Below are 16,535 nucleotides of genomic sequence, written 5' to 3' on the forward strand. Positions count from 1 at the left end.
AGAGAACATGACAACGATTGCGTTTATTGGGCTCGGGCACATGGGGCGGCCAATGGCGGCAAACCTCGTGGGCGCCGGATTCACGGTCCGCGGTTTTGACCTTGTGCCTGAGCTCTGCGAGGCGGCTCGGGCTGCCGGTGTTGACATTGCAGAATCTGCCGTCGCTGCCGCGACGGATGCAGATATTGTGCTGACAATGCTGCCAGCTGGACAGCATGTGCTCGCCGCCTACGGGAGCTCCGAGGAGCCGGGGCTGCTCAGCGCGGCGCGCCCAGGCACGCTCTTTCTTGACTGTTCAACAATCGCAGTTGACGAGGCTCGTCGTGCTGCTGAACTTGCCGTCGCCGCGGGGCATCGCCCGCTCGACGCGCCGGTCTCAGGAGGTGTCGTCGGCGCTGAGAAGGGAACGCTCGCGTTTATGGTTGGTGGTGAGAGAGCTGACTTTGAGGCAGCGGCCCCCGCACTTGAGGCGATGGGTGGCAGGATCGTGCACTGCGGCGGTTCCGGTCTTGGCCAGGCGGCCAAGGTGTGCAACAACATGATCCTCGGGATCTCACAGATCGCTGTCGCCGAGGCGTTTGTGCTCGGCGAGCGGCTCGGACTGTCACATCAAGCGCTCTTCGATGTTGCGAGTAACGCCTCGGGCCAGTGTTGGGCGCTGACGACGAATTGCCCCGTGCCGGGCCCGGTCCCGGCGAGCCCAGCAAACAACGACTACGAGCCTGGGTTCGCGGGCTCCCTGATGGCGAAAGACCTCGGGCTTGCTGAGCAGATGATCTCACTCACAGGGGTCGACGCGCGGCTCGGCCTGCTTGCACACGAGCGTTACGCAGAATTCGCGGCAGGGCCAGGAGCGCTGCAGGACTTCTCTGGGATCATCAACACGATCCGCGCAGAGAGCCAGGAGTGATGGCTCTCTGCGACTATCCGCGCGCGTAGAGCCGAGTGGTGTGCTCGACGAGGGCCTCGATGCCGCTTGGAGACTCGTCGCGCCACCAGACCAGCCGCACTGCGATGCGCGGCGCGTCGGTGATCGAGATGAAACGCACGCCTGCTCGAGCATGATGAACTGCCGTCGCTTCGGCAGACACGCCAACGGCCTCGCCCGCTGAGAGTGTGTTGAGCCAGTCTTCGGTGTCTGCAACGGTGATGAATGACGCCGGTGCGGGCCCGCCATCCCAGAGTTCTCGCTTTGTCGTGCCTGAGCGCGGCTCGGCTGCAACCGTGCGCCCAGCGAACTCCCGCATTCTGAGCGAGCGACGTTTCGCCCAGATGGGGTCGTCGGCTGAAAACACAGCGTGCCTTCGTTCGAGTCCGATCACGGCGCTTGAGAACTTGGTGGGATCCGGCGGGCTCCGCATGATGGCCACGTCGCAGCGGCCTTCGGCGAGGCCTGAAGTTGGCGTGAAGTGTTGCTCGAAGTGGAGCTCGATGCTCGGCTGGTCTGAGCGCCATTCACGCAGCAGCGTGGTTGTGTGCTTGCCGAGCGCTGACCAGGCGTAGCCAAGCCGCAGTCTGTCGTGCTCGCGGGCGGCGAGTGTGTTGACAGCGTCAACCTGTGCGAGGAGGCGACGGGCTTGGGGAAGGAGCGCCTCGCCAAACGCTGTTGGCTCGCAGCCGTGACGCCCGCGACGAAGAACCCGCTGACCGAGGGCCCGTTCGAGGCCCGCGATTGCGCGGGAGGCTGAGGCTTGCGAGATGTGTAGTTCGACGGCTGCGTCAGTGATCGTGCCAAACGTCGCGGCGACGACGAAGCAGCGAAGTTCGCGCAGTGACCATTCCATACGGTAAGCGTATGCAACGAGCAAAACTTGCACAATGCGAATTGAAGCCGACGCCCTATGGTTGATCCGTGACGACCCAGCGCATGCACCTACAGGACGGCTCTCAGAGGCCGCGGGGCCCGTCCGCGCTCAGCCGCGGGGTGGCGCTGACACAGGTCGCGTCACTCGGCAATCAACTCGGCGCGGCAACCGGCGCCCTCGCATTTCCAGCAATCGGACCAGTGGGCGTTGTCGCCGTCAGGCAACTCGTCGCCGCAGCGGTGCTCATGCCCGTCGGCCGCCCAAAGTTCCGCGCCATGAAGCGCTCGGACTGGCTTGCGGTGACGGCCCTTGCGCTCGTGTTCAGCATCATGAATACCTCGGTGTACATCACTATCGAGCGACTGGGGCTGGGCCTCGCCATCACACTCGAGTTCCTTGGGCCGCTCGCGCTCGTGATCTTGAGTGCGCGCAGAGTCATTGACCTTTTTGGCGGACTCTTTGCAGTCGTTGGAGTGGTTGTGCTCGTGAACCCGGGCCCGACTTCGGACCTGCTCGGCGTCGCGGTCGGCCTCGTCTCCGCGGCTGCGTGGGCAGCCTACATTTTGCTGAACAGGCGCATCGGTCAGACGCTGCCAGGGATGCAGGGAGTCGCAACGGCGAGCCTCATCTCGGGCGTCATCTGGATCCCACTAGCCATCGCGTGGTTCGCAGCACACCCTCCGCCGCTGTGGGCGCTCGGCTTGGCGGTAATCTGTGCGCTTGCCTCGTCAGTGTTGCCGTTCTCGATCGACGTGGTTGCGCTCAGGCTCCTGCCAGCAAGCCTGTTCAGCACGCTGCAGAGCATGCATCCGGTGTGGGCAGCGGTCGTCGGGCTTGTGCTGCTCGGTCAGCAGCTCACTGCACACGAGCTCATCGGTATCGGTCTTGTTGTTGCGAGCAATGTGCTTGTCACCTCGACAAACGCGGTCCGAGTTCGCCGCTAGCCTCCTTCGCCTGCGGGCAATCCGCTCCTAGACTGGCAGCATGATTCAATGGCGACCCGATGTGCTCGGCGACGGCTTTGAGCAGCTCACCTTTGAGCTTGGCGCCGACGACGATCCAGCCTTTACTGATGGCAAGGGAAGTCACGTTGGTGACGGGGACGAGCAGCAGCGGCCACGACTTGTCGCGACCCTCGTCAGGTCGCTCCCCACGAACCGGTCTCTGTGGCAGCGCATCATCGGCCGCGCACGAGATTTCGAAGACGTCGATGTGCTCTACGTGCACGGCTGGTCAGACTACTTCTTTCAGACTGATCTTGCGAGGTTCTGGACAGAGCGCGGCGCGAGGTTCTTCGCGCTCGACCTCCGGCGCTACGGAAGGAGCCTGCGGCCCGGGCAGACAGCAGGTTACGTCGACGACCTCGAGGATTACGACGTAGAGATTGACTTCGCGCTCGCAGAGATGCGGGCCTCGAGCCAACGCAATGCAGGCGAACGGAAGATTCTGCTGCTCGGGCATTCGACAGGCGGACTTGTGCTCAGCCTGTGGGCGAGCCGACACCCGGGCGTCGCAGACGCAGTTGTGCTGAACAGTCCGTGGCTTGAACTGCAGCTCTCGACGCGCGGCAGACAGATGATCGCGCCGATCGTGACCTTGGGGGCGAAGCTGAGTCCGCTGGAGGGGATTCCGCAACTTGACTACGGCTTCTATGCGCGCGCCATGCGCGAGGTCGGGCCGGATGCGGATGTTGCGCGCATCAACCAGGAATGGCGGCCCGAACAGAGCCATCCGGTCCACACCGGATGGCTCAAGGCTATTCTTGCCGGTCACGATCTTGTGTATCGCGGCCTCAACATAGACGTTCCTGTGTGCGTACTCCTCTCAGCCCGATCCGCGATTCCCGCACGCTGGAGCCCGGAGCTCACTCGTGCCGACAGCGTGCTCGACGTCGACGGCGTTGCCAGGGCAGCGCTTCGCCTTGGCCCGTCCGTGACGATTGAGCGGATCCAAGGGGCGCTACACGACGTATTCGTCTCGGCAGAGGAGCCGCGCCACGACGCGTACACGCGGATGGAGCGCTTCGCGAAAGGGTGGCGTCGGGCGGTTGAGTGAGCCTCGCGGTAGGCTCACTATATGGATCTACGGGTAGCGGCTTACGCGGTCATTGAGCGCCGCGGCAAGATCCTGCTTACCCACTGGCGTCGGGGGCACCTACACGGATGGACGTTGCCCGGTGGGGGCATCGATCCTGGTGAGGATCCGAAGGATGCTGTCGTACGCGAGGTCTTCGAAGAGACGGGGCTGCACGCGAAGCCCGGACGGCTGCTCGGTGTCGACTCCAGGGTCATGGTGCGCGAGGAAGTTCCCGAGGGCACCGACCCTGAGATGCACACAATCAGGATCGTATATCGGGCAACCGTACAGGACGGTCCGCTTCGCAACGAGGTTGATGGCTCGTCCGACGAAGCCAGGTGGGTCTCGCTCAAGGACGTGAGCTCGCTCAAGACGCTCTCGCTCGTGCAGACTGGGCTACGGATGGCGGGTCTCAGCCGCCGCGGTACAGGCCAGGGCCGTGGCGGGCAGGGCCGTGGCGGTGCCACGAAGTCTGGCGGGGGCAGGGCCGGAGCGGCGAAGCAGGGCTCGCCGAAGAACGCAGGAGCTAAGGGCGGTGCCGCTAAACCTGCTGCGTCGCAGGGGGTTGGAAGCACGAAGGCTAGCGCCGCGCGACCAAGCGCTGGACGCTCGAAATCACGCGGTCGCTAGCCAATCGGTAGCACTCGAAACGCGCTGTTAGCTTTCTGGGGCAACCCAGAGCTCGTCGTCGGTGCGGAACGCCTGCCAGAGGGCATACCCGACACCGACCGCTGCTGCGGCCCCGAGTGTGAGTGCGATGATGCCTGAGACGTTGCGCTTCTTCTTCACAGGCTCAAGATAGCCGGCGCGCACACCGAAGTCGCGAACCTGCGCCGCGGCCTTGGGATTCTCGATCTCGTCGAGTGTGCGAATCGTCGAGGCGAGCGCACTCGCGACGGCGGGAGCAGTCGCTCGGCGCACTGTGCGGGCCGCGCTTCGCGCTGATGCGACTCCTCGATCAACAACAGGGCGCACACGGTCGACGGCCTGGTTGACGCGGGGCGCTACGTGCTCATCGCTGAGCAGGCGAGCCTGGTGGCCGGCGTGCTTGACAACCGTACCCGCGTTGCCGAGAACCTCGAGCTGCTGGTCGAGGAGTAATTGGGCGTCAGAGCGCAGTTCGCGGAGCTCGCGACGACGCTTGCGTGAGAGTTTCATTCCGGATCCTCCTTCAAGTAGCACGGGACGCGTCCACTTGGCTTCCCACGCTACACCGTACACTTGTGACATGACCATTCACACCGCAGTAGCGACTATCCACACCAACCACGGCGACATTGTTATCAACCTTTTTGGTGATCATGCACCGAAGACGGTGAAGAACTTCGTTGACCTTGCAGAGAAGGGGTTCTACGACGGTGTGATCTTCCACCGCATCATCCCGAACTTCATGATCCAGGGCGGTGACCCGACAGGCACTGGCACCGGCGGGCCTGGCTACAACTTCGATGACGAAATCCACCCCGAGCTCGGCTTCACCAAGCCGTACCAGCTGGCGATGGCGAATGCAGGCAAGCGCCCGGACATGACCGGACGCCTCGCGGGCACGAACGGCTCGCAGTTCTTCATTACGACGATCGCTCCTGACTGGCTCAACGGCAAGCACACAATCTTTGGTGAGGTTGCCGACGATGAGTCGAAGGCGGTCGTCGACACGATTTCGGCAGTGCAGACAGGCGCGGCCGACCGCCCCGTCGAGGACGTGGTGATGACCGGCGTCGACATCGCCGCGGTCTAACACCTTGGCGACCAGCGGCCCGAGCTACGGGGAGCGGGCGGAGTACGGAGAATCTGACGTCTGCTACCGCCACCCCGGGCGACAAAGCTTTACGCTCTGTCAGCGCTGCGGACGAACGATCTGCCCCGAGTGCCAGATCGCCTCGCCCGTTGGGGTGCTGTGCCGGGAATGCGTGAAGCAGACGAGCGCGGCGCCAAAGGGCGCGGCACGGTTCAGTCGCTCAGCTCGGGTCGCTGGGCGGCGTATTGCCGCCCTTGACTACCCGGTAACGACCTCGATCATTGCGCTCAACGTCATTGTGTTCGCACTCCAACTCCTCAGTCATTACTTCGGTAAGGACGGCGTGACGAGTGCCCTCTGGTACGTGCCGACGTATTCACTCGCAGACGGGACTCACCAGGTTGCCGCGGGGGCATTGCCTGGGTATCCCGACGGAGCGTACCTCAACGCCGAGTTCCAGCCGTGGCGCATGCTCACGGTGATGTTTACTCACTCGGTAGGTTTTCTCCCGCACATCCTGTTCAACATGCTTGCCCTGTACATGTTTGGCAGGAACCTCGAGCAGCTCATTGGCAAGTGGCGCTTCCTGGTGCTCTACTTGTTCGCGGGTATCGGTGGCTCCCTTGGTGTCATGCTGTGGGGCTACGCCGACACGACAGGATTGTTCACCCCAACTGTTGGTGCCTCGGGAGCCATCTTCGGCGTCCTCGCTGCGACAGTTGTCGCGTTCAAATCAATGAACGCGAACGTAACATCGTTGATCGTGCTGCTCGCGATCAACTTCGGCATCGGGTTCATGCCAGGAGCAAACATTTCGTGGCAGGCGCACCTCGGCGGAATGGTTGTCGGCGCGCTCACTATGTGGGTCATTGTGCAGACGCGCGGGCCGCGCCTGAAGACACGCCAGATCGTCGGCCTCTCGGCAGTCGGTGCGCTGCTCGTCGCGCTTTCTTGCGCGTTCCTCGTGGTGTCACCGTTGTAGGGCAGTAGGGCTGCCAAAAACGGCGTACCGTACGAAAGCGGCGCGAGTGGGAATACCCACTCGCGCCGCTTTCGTATCTTGAGGTGTCAGGCGGATGGACGCAACGGTGCGCTCATATGCCCGGGCTCCGGGCCCTGCACAATCTCAAAACTTGTGAAAAGTTATCCACAGGGTTCTCCCCAGCTGGGGAGAATTACACCGATGTAGTTCAGACGAGCCTGTGGATTACTTCCACCAGGGAGTCATCAGAAACCCGATGAGCACGAAGCCGAACCCAACGAAGATGTTTGCCTGACCCAGCTGCGGAATCGGGAGCTGAAGGTTCGAGCTCGTGATGTAAAACAGGACGATCCAGAGGAGCCCGAGCAGCATGAAACCGAACATGACGGGCTTGAACCACACAGGGTTCGGTGCATCCCGTCGCGCGGCTTCCTTTTGCTCACGTCGTGCCGCGGCCTCCGCCGCGTTGCGCTTGCTTACTTCTTTACCAGCTGCTGCCATGGTGACAGTCTACCCAGTTCGTGGTGTCTGCCCAGTGTGCTCGGCTTAGAATGGCTACAAATGAACGATGTAACTCCACGCAGAGGCCGTCGCCGTCGCGCCCGGCTGAGCCCGTTGACGGTGATCGGCGAGCTGTTGATCGTCGCCGGCCTCGCCGTGTTCGGTTACATCGTCTGGCAGCCATGGCACACAGGTCTCGTTGTGACGGGCAAGCAACTTGAGCTTTCGCACGCAACTTCTGCTGAGTGGGACAAGGCTGCCGCCGAGCAACCTCCGTTCGACGGCACGGTCCCGGTTCCTGAGGTCGGTGGTCCCGGCGAAGTCTTCGGCCAGCTCCACGTGCCAGCATTTGGCACGACCTTTGTGAACAATGTCGCCCAGGGCACCGACCCATGGGAGACGCTGAATCTTGAGGACAAGGGAATCGGGCACTACACGAACAGTGCACTGCCTGGCGAGCCAGGAAACTTTGCGATCGCCGCCCACCGCTCCGGCGGCTACATTACGCCGTTCAAGGAAGTCATGAATCTCCGCGTCGGCGACCCACTGTTCTTCGAAACGCAGGACGGGTGGTACACCTACCGTTTTCGGTCGCTTGAGTATGTGTGGCCGACCGAGGGTGAGGTGCTCAACTCGTTTCCGCGCATCGACGGAATTGAGCCGACCGATCAGATCATGACGCTGACGACGTGCCATCCGAAGAATTGGGGCACAGACGAGCGAGCGATCGCGTATTCGGTGTTCGAGAGCTTCCAGCCACGCGCCGACGGCCCGCCGGCCGAGCTTATCGAGCTCAACCCCGCGATTATGGAAGGACGGGCATAGTGTTCTCACTACTCTGGCGATTCTTTCCAGGCCCAGCCTGGTTCCGTGTGATCGTGCTTCTCGGTGCGGCAGTCGCGCTCGTGTGGGCGCTCATTACATACGTCTATCCGTGGGCACTCGAAATGCTCCCCGAACAGGAATCGACGGTTGCAACATGACCCGCGTACTCGTTATCGATAACTACGACAGTTTCGTCTACACACTCAACGGTTATCTCCAGCAGCTTGGAGCAGAGACGAGGGTGATACGTAACGACGATGTGTCAGTCGGCGAGCTCGAACAGCTCGTCACGGGTTTCGACGGCGTCCTCATCTCGCCAGGCCCTGGCACCCCGGCAGCCGCTGGCGTCTCGATTCCGATGGTCGGTATCGCTGTGCGCACGGGAATCCCGTTGCTTGGCGTTTGCCTCGGCCACCAGGCGATCGCCGAGGCGCTTGGGGCGACTGTGACTCACGCCGAGGAACTCATGCACGGCAAGGTGTCGCGAGTGCGTCACGCCGACGATGAGTTCTTCGCGGGCGTGCCAGCGGAGTTTGATGCGACGAGGTACCACTCGCTCGCGGTTGTGCGCAGCACAGTGCCTGAGAGCCTCACAGTGACCGCTGAGACTGCCGGAGGCGTGGTGATGGCGCTTCGTCACCGGGAGCTGCCGATGTTCGGCGTGCAATACCACCCCGAATCGGTGCTCACTGAGGGGGGCTACCAGCAGCTGGGTAACTGGCTACGGGTTGTCGGCCTCGAGAATGCCGCTGAGATCGCGGCAACGCTCTCACCACTCATCGCAACCGAATAGGCCAGACGGGGCGTGCTTGGCGCCTGCTTCACGCTCCGTCCGGCCTAGCCGGCGCAGTAGCTCAGCGTGATCTGCGATCCCTGCGGGCTCGACCCCACGACAGTCTGACCAGTGATGAGCAGCTGCGGGTTGTAGGTGCAGCCGGTCGCAGACGCCATCTGGGCATCAATTGTCACGTCGAGCCCCAGTCCACTCAGCGCGTTCTGGGCGGTATCAAGCGACTGATTCACGACGTCTGGAACATCAACCTTGCCCGAAGCCACTGTGAGGTCAACTGCGGCGCCAGAGTCAAGTTTGCTTCCGGCCTCCGGTGAGATGCCGAGGACTCGTCCGTCAGGCGCAACCGGGTCGTCCTTCGTAATGACCTTTCCGACGACAAGGCCGAGGTCAGCAAGTTCTTTGGTGAAGTCGTCCTGCGACTTTCCAGCGAAGTCGGGCACCACGGCCTGAACCGGACCAGACGAGATCAGCACAGTGACCTCGTCACCGATGTTCACAGTCGTACCGGCCTCTGGGTCCGTTGAAATGACGTGGTCGCTCGCGACCTTCTCGTCAGGTTGCTCGATCTGAATGACCTCAAGATCGAGGGCAGTAAGCTTTTCGACAGCCTCAGATCGGGTGAGGTCCGTGAGGTCTGGGATTTCACGCACGTTCGAAGGGGAAATCTCGTTCGGCACGAGGTTTACGAGCCAGAAGACCACGGCAATGACAATTGCCGCGATTGTCAGGATCGCGGCCCACGTCCACATGACTGGTGGGCGGCTCTGAGTGCGGCTGCCGCCGCCTTCTGCGAGCTGACGAATCGCGAGGTCAGACTCGGATACCTCTTCGCCTGCGGAGAAGAGGACAGTGTTCTGGGTGTCGTGTCTCGGCAGGTCGGGCATCTTGCCGCTCGACGCGACAGCGAGTGCCTCACGGAACTCCGCTGCGGTCTGGAAGCGACGGGCGCGGTCCTTTCCAAGGCCGTAGAGCACGACGCGGTCGAGCTCTGGCGTGACCTCGGGGTTTCGTTCGCTTGCTGGCCGTGGCCGTTCGCTGACGTGCTGGTATGCAACAGCCACTGCGGTGTCGCCGCGGAACGGGACATCCCGGGCAAGGAGTTCGTACAGCAGCACTGCGGTCGAGTAGAGGTCGGTGCGTGCGTCGACTGATTCGCCCTTCGCCTGCTCAGGCGAGAAATAGGCGGCCGTGCCGAGTATGGCGGTGGTCTGCTGCAGCGTCGACGAGGTGTCCGAGACCGCGCGCGCGATACCGAAGTCCATGACCTTGACCTGGCCGGCCTTCGTGATCATGATGTTCGCGGGCTTGATGTCCCGGTGGACGATGCCCGCACGGTGCGAGTACTCGAGCGCGGTCAGCACCGACTGAACGATGCGGGACGCCTCGGTGAGCGACAGGTCGTTCTCTTCGATGAACTGTCTGAGGTTTGTGCCCTCGACGTACTCCATCACGATGAACGGCAACCGCTTCGCGCCCTCGGCGGTTTGGATCAGGTCGTCGCCGGCATCGAAGACACGCACAATCGTTGGGTGCGCCATCCGGGAGGCAGACTGGGCCTCCTGTCGAAACCGCGAGCGAAACTGCTCGTCGCCGGAAAGCTCCGACTTCATTATCTTGATCGCCACCTGGCGGCCAAGCTTGATATCGGTGCCCCGGTAGACGGTGGCCATGCCACCCTGCCCGATGAACTCGCCGATCGCGTAGCGCCCCGCAAGAACTCGCGAGTTTCCCCCGCTCGCGGTTTCCGACATGTTCACCTCTTCCGCACTCGTCGACATAACTGAACCAAAGTCTATTGCTTGGTCCCCTGATCAAAAGCTCGAATGGCTAGCTTTCTTCATCCTCGTTGCTGTCTTGTGGCTGAATCGTGACAGTCACGGGAGCCGACACCTCGGACACGCGCTGCTGGGGCCCCTCGCAGCGGTAGCTGTAGGTGACGTTGAGCGTGCCCGGAGCGGTAGCGCGGAGCGTTGCTCCACTCGCTGAGGCGTTGTTCGTCAGCTGCGCGAGCGACTCGTCGGAGAGCTGCACCTCGTAGGCGCCGAGCTGCAGGCCGGCAGGGCACGCGGATGCGAAACTCTGCAGCACGATCGGATCGCCGACCTTGACGGTTGAGTTCGCGACGCCGGGCGCGCCGGGCGTCTGGATCGTGCCGAACGCGATGTTCACGGTGACAGTGATGAGCTCGTTGAACTCGGCCTTGCCTGTCGGCGAGATGTCGGACACCAGGCCGACCTCGCCGTCGGGAACCGGGGAACCGTCCTTCTTTGCGATATTCGTGAAGCCGAGACCCTCGAGGTACCCCTTGGCCTCCTCGAACGACTTACCGATTACCTGGTTCGAGTCGATCGAGGCGCTCGTGACAGGCGGCGGGGTAGTCGTTTCAGTTGGCTTCGTGGTTGTCTTCGTCGGTTTGGTCGTCGTCTGGGAAGTCTCGGTGGGCTTCTTGTCACCGCCGTTGTTCAGAAGCGCGATGGCTGTGCCGCCGCCGATGAGCAGCAACAAGGCGAGAAGAGTGATGAGCGGCCACGTCCAGCGGCTGCGCTTCTTCTTCTCTTCCTCCTCGGACTCCTCACCAAGAGGCTCGCCGCTCTCAGTGAGTGCGACCGTCGGGTCGAGCACCTGGGTGCTTGGCATGACGGTGGTCGCAGCGTCTCCTCCGGGCTGCTGCATAACGACTGTCGCCGTCGGGTCTTCCTTCTCACCAAGGATCTGTGGCACGTAGCTCGCGGCAAGCTCGATGTTGCCACGGTGCAGCGCCGCAGCGGCCTGGGCGAGCTTCGCCGCAGACTCCGGGCGGTTTGCGGCATCCTTCGACAGGCAAGACATGACGAGGTTGCGCACGGGCTCCGGTACGTCAGCCGGAAGCTCCGGCGGCGTGTCGTTGATCTGCGCCATGGCGATGGCCACCTGTGACTCGCCGGTGAAGGGGCGCTTGCCTGCGAGGCACTCGTACGCGACGATGCCGAGCGAGTAAATATCGGTTGACGGGGTCGCGGCGTGGCCGCTCGCCTGTTCAGGCGCCAGGTACTGGACTGTGCCCATGACCTGACCAGTCGCGGTCAGGGGCACCTGATCAGCGATCCTGGCGATGCCGAAGTCGGTGATCTTCACGCGACCCTCAGGCGTGATGAGCAGGTTGCCAGGCTTGATGTCACGGTGCACGAGACCCGCGTCGTGGGCCGCCTGTAGCGACGTTGCTGTCTGCGCGACGATGCCGAGCACGCGGTTTGCTGGGAGGCGCCCTTCGCGGTCGACGATCGCCGAGAGCGGCTCTCCCGGCACGAGTTCCATGACGATGTAGGCGGAGCCCTGCTCCTCGCCATAGTCGAATACGTTTGCGATGCCCTCGTGGTTCACGAGCGCAGCGTGGCGGGCCTCCGCGCGGAAGCGCTCGAGGAAGCCGGGGTCGCCCATGTACTCGTCTTTCAGGATCTTGATGGCGACGGTGCGACCGATGATGCTGTCGCTTGCGCGCCACACCTCGCCCATACCGCCGACTGCGATACGGGAACTCAGCTCGTAGCGCCCGCCGAATGTGATCCCTGCCGCTGGTCTCATCCGTTCAACACCGCTTCCATCACTCGTTTACCTACTGCCGTCGGGAGTTCGTACGAACCTCCCTGAAAATCAAAGCTCTCGCCGCCCCCGTTAGCGATTACGACAGCGACCGCGACCTTGGGGTCGTCCACTGGCGCAAAGCCCGTATACCAAAGGGTATAGGGAAGATCGTTCCCGTTGGCGTCTATACCTGTCTGCGCCGTACCTGTCTTACCCGCGACGCGTACGCCGTCGATCGCCGAGAGGTGGGCGAAGCCAGTCGAATCGGAGACGCCCTTTTCCATCATCCCAGCGACGGCCTGCGCTGTCTCTGGTGAGATTGGTTGGCTCAGCTCCTCCGGATCGAACTCTTGCTCGACGCGGAGGTCAGGAGCAATAACCCGATCAACGAGCTGCGGCGTCATCACCTTGCCACCGTTCGCGATCGCCGCAGAGACCATCGCCACCTGCAACGGGGTGGTACGAACGTCGAGCTGGCCGATCGAGGAGAGCGCTACCTGTGCCTTGTCGAGTGGAGTCGGCGCGACGCTTGGCGTCACCTCAAGCGGAATCGTGAGATCGTGCTCGAACCCGAAGGCGCGCGCCATCTTGGGCACCTCGTCTTTGTCCATTCCCATCGCCATCTCCGCGATCGGGATATTGCATGAGTACATGATTGCAGTTTCGAGGGAGGCTTTCGCGCCCGTGCCGCAGGTCTGCTGGTCGGAGTTGCGCATCACGGCGTTTGACTGGGGGAGCGTGAGACTTGCTGGGTTCGCAAACTCAGTCGACGGCTTCGCCGCTCCGCTTTCGATAGCGGCGGAGGCTGTGACGAGCTTGTAGACAGAGCCCGGATGGTAGAGATCCCCGGCAATCGCACGGTTCATGAGGGGTTGCATCTCTTCGGCGCTGAGCGCCTCGTAGTTCGCGATGATCTCGCTGTCGTCGTTTGAAGAGAGCAGATTCGGGTCGTAGCTTGGCGTCGACACGAGCGCGAGGATGCGGCCAGTCTTCGGCTCGATCGCGACGACCGCGCCCTCGAACGAGTACTCCTGCATCGCCTCGTAGGCGGCTTTCTGGACCTTCCCGCTAATCGTGGTGTCGATCGAGCTTCCCTGCGGCTTCACACCGTTCAGCGTGTTCTGGATGCGGGTGAAGAACTGACCGTCGGCGTTGCCCGTGAGCTCTTTATTCATCGCGGCTTCGAGGCCGGTCATGCCCTGCTGCCTGGAGTAGTAGCCGGTGACCGGCGCGTAGAGCACGCCAGGGTCGTAGTTTCGGAGGTAGCGGAACGTGTCCTGCGTTGGGGTTGAAAAGGCGACTGGCTCACCGTCGACGATGATTGAGCCGCGCTCAACCTTGTAGCCATTCTTGATTGTCCGCTGGTTCAGCGGGTTATTGCGCAGTTCGTCGGCGTTCACGAACTGGATCATCGTGACAGAGAAAAACAGCACGAGAAACATGCCGAATACCGCGCGGGAGAGAAACTTCAGCTGCTTGTTCATGAGCGGATCACCAGCTTAGGTCGGTTGCGCACCGAGTTTGAGAGCAGAAGTAGCAGCACGACAATGATCCAGTTCGATACGAGCGAGGAGCCGCCGGCTGCGAGGAATGGTGCCGTCAGACCAGTGAGCGGGATCACGCGGGTGACGCCGCCAACGACGACGAACACCTGGAGCGCGATCGCGAATCCGAGACCCGAGGCGAGGAGTTTGCCGAAGTCGTCCTGCCCAGCAAAGCCGATGCGCAGCGCGCGGCCAACGAGCAACAGGTACGCGGCGAGCACTACGAAGAGACCGATCAGACCGAGCTCTTCGCCGAGGCTCGGGAAGATGTAGTCGCTCTCGGCGACAGGGGTATCTGCTGGATAGCCCTGGCCGAGCCCGGTTCCGGTCATGCCGCCGTTGGCCATCCCGAAGAGCCCCTGCACCATCTGCAGGCCCGCGTCGTAGGGGTCTGCGAACGGATCCAACCAGTTCGCGAATCGGCGCTGCACGTAGGGCAGCGTCTGGCTCGCCGCGATCCCGCCAACAAGGAAGAGGCCGACGCCCAAGATGACCCAGCCGATGCGCCCCGTTGCGAGGTAGAGCATCGACAAAAAGAGCCCGAAGTACAAAAGCGAGGTACCGAGGTCGCGCTGGAACACGAGAACGGACATGGCAACGAGCCAGAAAGCGAGCAGCGGCCCAAGGTCGCGGCCCCGCGGGAAGCGGATGCCCGCGAACTTCTTTCCGACCATCGACAGTGCGTCGCGGTTGCGCACGAGGTACCCCGCAAAGAAGATCGCGAGGAAAATCTTCGCGATCTCGCCAGGCTGGAATGAGAACGAGCCGACCTTGATCCAAACGCGTGCGCCCCACTCCTCGTGCCCGATAAAGGGCAGCATTGGCAAGAGCAGCAGTACAAGCGCGCCGAGGCCGAACAGGTAGGTGTAGCGGTACAACACCAGGTGGTTCTTGATGACGAGCAACACAACACCGGCGAGCACGAGTGCGATTGTCGACCAGAGCAGCTGACGAACGCTTGTCGCGTCCCAGCCAGTCAGGCCGCGCGCGAGATCGATGCGATAGATCATCGCGACGCCAATTGAGTTCAGCATCACTGCGATTGGCATGATCAGCGGGTCAGCGTCGGGCGCGATGCGGCGAACAAGCAAGTGCAGCCCGAACACCGCGAGAATGAACGGGATCCCGGTTGCAAGGAGCGCCGGGGTGACCTCTTGGTTCAGCGTGAGGTCGATCGTCACGACGGCGGCAATGCCGATGCCGAGGGCGAAAATCAAGAGCGCGGTCTCGAGGGTGCGGAGCTTGCGGGGCGCGCGGATCGCTGTGATCCGCTGGAGCACCGTCTCGCTCGTCCGATTCTTCTCGAAGCTGCGTGGTTCTGACTTTTTCGACGAGTTAGGCATCTGGGAGATCTCCCAACCTGTCGACGATGTCGCGCGCATCCTGCAGCGAGCCCGCGGCGAGCGTGCGCTCGATCGTACGCCGCTCGAGACCGTCAAGGGCAGCAAGCGGGATCCCGGTGTCCTCGGCTACCGAGTAGAGCGACAGCGAACCCAGATCCTGATTGACGCCCTGGTAGATGATGACTGTGTCGCCGTCTGTGCCAACGAAATAGCGTGTTTGCGTCCACTGGTACCCAACAAGCAGCGCGCCGCCGATTGCGGCGAGCACTGCGATAACGCCGAGAAGCCACATCGCGCGCCGGCGCCGGTTACTTCTTCTCGTTTCAGCGAGCAGCTCCGCGAGATACTCGTCGGCCCTTGCCTCAAAGTGGCTTTCTTCGACTGCGGGGACACGGCGAATGCGCCTGCGACTCGCGAGACGCGTGCGAGCCGTATTCGTCGTTCCGTCGCGGAGCTGTGGCGCGTTCGCGGCTGAGCCAACGAATCGCGGGTTTCGTGGGCCGACTGGATCGCCGTCCGCGTTCGTGAGGTCTGGCAGCGGGTCGTCGTCCTCGAACAGCCGGCCGCCGATCTCAAGCGTGTCTCCTGGGCGCTGCACCGATGCGGGAGCGTCGACCTCCAGCTCCTCGGCCTCCTCGGGTGTCGTGGTCTCCACGAGCACGACGGTGACGTTGTCTGGCGCACCGTGCGAGAGGCTCTTGTCAATGAGATCGTCGACCGCGCTCTGCAACGAGCGGCGGCGGCGGAGCACTTTTTCGATGTCGTCGTCACTGACGTATCCGCACAGCCCGTCAGAACAGAGCAACCAGATGTCGTCCGGGCGGGTGTCGAGCACCATCGTGTCGACCTCGGGGGCCGACTCGACGTCTCCAAGCACACGCATGAGCACCGAGCGACGCGGGTGGTATTGCGCCTCTTCTTCAGTGATCCGCCCGCTGTCTACGAGCCGCTGCACGAAGGTGTGATCCTTCGTGATCTGCTGGAGAACGCCGTCACGAAATAGATAGAGTCGCGAGTCTCCAATGTGTGCCGCAGCCAGCTGATCGCCGACGGTGAGAAACCCGACGAAGGTCGTGCCAAGGCCTGCGAGCTCGTGATGCTCTTTGACAGTGTCGCGGAGCATCGTGTTCGCAACGAGCAGCGACTGTCGGAGCCGCTCAGCGGCGTCTGCCGGGTTCCCAGTCTGCGGTTCGTCGAGCTTCGCGACGTCGCGAGTGACGAGCGCCGAAGCGACATCGCCGCCCGCGTGCCCACCCATGCCATCGGCGACGAGGAACAACTGATCCCCGGCGTACCCCGAGTCCTGGTTGTTCGCACGAACCATACCAACGTGCGAGGCGACCGCGCTCGCGTACCCGTATGACACG

At 62.8% G+C, this 16,535-nt stretch carries 17 protein-coding genes; 9 read left to right on the forward strand and 8 right to left on the reverse strand.

Annotated features, from left to right (window positions below; genetic code table 11):
* Window positions 1–7: 7 nt before the first annotated feature.
* On the forward strand, window positions 8–910 hold the full coding sequence (gene mmsB, locus KI794_RS00095) for a 3-hydroxyisobutyrate dehydrogenase (protein ID WP_119285394.1): 903 nt from the start codon (window positions 8–10) through the stop codon (window positions 908–910).
* Between the two features lie 13 nt (window positions 911–923).
* On the opposite strand, the gene KI794_RS00100 is transcribed toward mmsB, so the two are convergent.
* The gene (locus KI794_RS00100) at window positions 924–1,784 is read right to left on the reverse strand and encodes a LysR family transcriptional regulator (RefSeq protein WP_255808667.1); all 861 of its coding nucleotides are present in this window, start codon (window positions 1,782–1,784) and stop codon (window positions 924–926) included.
* Window positions 1,785–1,852: 68 nt separating this feature from the next.
* On the opposite strand from KI794_RS00100, the gene KI794_RS00105 reads away from it, so the two are divergent.
* From KI794_RS00105 to KI794_RS00115, 3 genes are read left to right on the forward strand one after another with little or no spacing between them, the layout of a single operon-like run.
* Window positions 1,853–2,749 carry an EamA family transporter gene (locus tag KI794_RS00105; RefSeq protein WP_255808668.1) on the forward strand — a complete coding sequence of 299 codons (897 nt, stop codon included), beginning with the start codon at window positions 1,853–1,855 and terminating at the stop codon, window positions 2,747–2,749.
* Between the two features lie 40 nt (window positions 2,750–2,789).
* Complete coding sequence (locus KI794_RS00110) at window positions 2,790–3,860, forward strand: alpha/beta hydrolase (protein WP_255808669.1); 1,071 nt, start codon at window positions 2,790–2,792, stop codon at window positions 3,858–3,860.
* A gap of 21 nt (window positions 3,861–3,881) precedes the next feature.
* Window positions 3,882–4,511 carry an NUDIX hydrolase gene (locus KI794_RS00115; protein WP_370647834.1) on the forward strand — a complete coding sequence of 210 codons (630 nt, stop codon included), beginning with the start codon at window positions 3,882–3,884 and terminating at the stop codon, window positions 4,509–4,511.
* A gap of 27 nt (window positions 4,512–4,538) precedes the next feature.
* On the opposite strand, the gene KI794_RS00120 is transcribed toward KI794_RS00115, so the two are convergent.
* Window positions 4,539–5,039 carry a DUF5324 family protein gene (locus KI794_RS00120; protein ID WP_255808670.1) on the reverse strand — a complete coding sequence of 167 codons (501 nt, stop codon included), beginning with the start codon at window positions 5,037–5,039 and terminating at the stop codon, window positions 4,539–4,541.
* Window positions 5,040–5,109: 70 nt separating this feature from the next.
* Between KI794_RS00120 and KI794_RS00125 the strand changes: the two genes are divergently transcribed.
* Window positions 5,110–5,619 (forward strand): peptidylprolyl isomerase, encoded by a 510-nt coding sequence (locus tag KI794_RS00125; protein ID WP_119285389.1) that lies wholly within the window; start codon window positions 5,110–5,112, stop codon window positions 5,617–5,619.
* Window positions 5,620–5,791: 172 nt separating this feature from the next.
* The gene (locus tag KI794_RS00130; RefSeq protein WP_255808671.1) at window positions 5,792–6,601 is read left to right on the forward strand and encodes a rhomboid family intramembrane serine protease; all 810 of its coding nucleotides are present in this window, start codon (window positions 5,792–5,794) and stop codon (window positions 6,599–6,601) included.
* 225 nt (window positions 6,602–6,826) lie between these two features.
* Here KI794_RS00130 and KI794_RS00135 read toward each other — a convergent pair whose 3' ends face one another.
* Window positions 6,827–7,102, reverse strand: a complete 276-nt coding sequence (locus KI794_RS00135; RefSeq protein ID WP_119285387.1) for a cell division protein CrgA — start codon at window positions 7,100–7,102, stop codon at window positions 6,827–6,829.
* Between the two features lie 60 nt (window positions 7,103–7,162).
* On the opposite strand from KI794_RS00135, the gene KI794_RS00140 reads away from it, so the two are divergent.
* Genes KI794_RS00140 through KI794_RS00150 form a run of 3 tightly spaced genes read left to right on the forward strand, consistent with a single transcriptional unit; the run spans window position 7,163 to window position 8,720 of the window.
* Complete coding sequence (locus KI794_RS00140; protein ID WP_255808672.1) at window positions 7,163–7,927, forward strand: class E sortase; 765 nt, start codon at window positions 7,163–7,165, stop codon at window positions 7,925–7,927.
* The gene (locus KI794_RS00145) at window positions 7,927–8,085 is read left to right on the forward strand and encodes a hypothetical protein (protein ID WP_162921436.1); all 159 of its coding nucleotides are present in this window, start codon (window positions 7,927–7,929) and stop codon (window positions 8,083–8,085) included. The genes KI794_RS00140 and KI794_RS00145 overlap by 1 nt, the downstream gene beginning before the upstream one ends.
* The gene (locus KI794_RS00150; RefSeq protein ID WP_119285385.1) at window positions 8,082–8,720 is read left to right on the forward strand and encodes an anthranilate synthase component II; all 639 of its coding nucleotides are present in this window, start codon (window positions 8,082–8,084) and stop codon (window positions 8,718–8,720) included. Before KI794_RS00145 ends, KI794_RS00150 begins: the two co-directional genes overlap by 4 nt.
* 44 nt (window positions 8,721–8,764) lie before the next feature.
* On the opposite strand, the gene pknB is transcribed toward KI794_RS00150, so the two are convergent.
* Genes pknB through KI794_RS00175 form a run of 5 tightly spaced genes read right to left on the reverse strand, consistent with a single transcriptional unit; the run spans window position 8,765 to window position 16,534 of the window.
* A complete protein-coding gene (pknB, locus tag KI794_RS00155) occupies window positions 8,765–10,498 on the reverse strand; it encodes a Stk1 family PASTA domain-containing Ser/Thr kinase (RefSeq protein ID WP_255808673.1) in 1,734 nt (577 codons plus the stop codon).
* A 49-nt stretch (window positions 10,499–10,547) separates the two neighbouring features.
* Window positions 10,548–12,281 (reverse strand): serine/threonine-protein kinase, encoded by a 1,734-nt coding sequence (locus tag KI794_RS00160; protein WP_255808674.1) that lies wholly within the window; start codon window positions 12,279–12,281, stop codon window positions 10,548–10,550.
* On the reverse strand, window positions 12,278–13,765 hold the full coding sequence (locus tag KI794_RS00165) for a peptidoglycan D,D-transpeptidase FtsI family protein (protein WP_119285383.1): 1,488 nt from the start codon (window positions 13,763–13,765) through the stop codon (window positions 12,278–12,280). The genes KI794_RS00160 and KI794_RS00165 overlap by 4 nt, the downstream gene beginning before the upstream one ends.
* Window positions 13,762–15,168, reverse strand: coding sequence for an FtsW/RodA/SpoVE family cell cycle protein (locus KI794_RS00170; RefSeq protein WP_255808675.1), 1,407 nt, complete (start codon window positions 15,166–15,168; stop codon window positions 13,762–13,764). Before KI794_RS00170 ends, KI794_RS00165 begins: the two co-directional genes overlap by 4 nt.
* Complete coding sequence (locus KI794_RS00175; protein ID WP_119285381.1) at window positions 15,161–16,534, reverse strand: PP2C family protein-serine/threonine phosphatase; 1,374 nt, start codon at window positions 16,532–16,534, stop codon at window positions 15,161–15,163. Before KI794_RS00175 ends, KI794_RS00170 begins: the two co-directional genes overlap by 8 nt.
* Window position 16,535: the final 1 nt, after the last annotated feature.

This window comes from Leucobacter aridicollis, assembly GCF_024399335.1.
GTDB classification, from domain to species: domain Bacteria; phylum Actinomycetota; class Actinomycetes; order Actinomycetales; family Microbacteriaceae; genus Leucobacter; species Leucobacter aridicollis_A.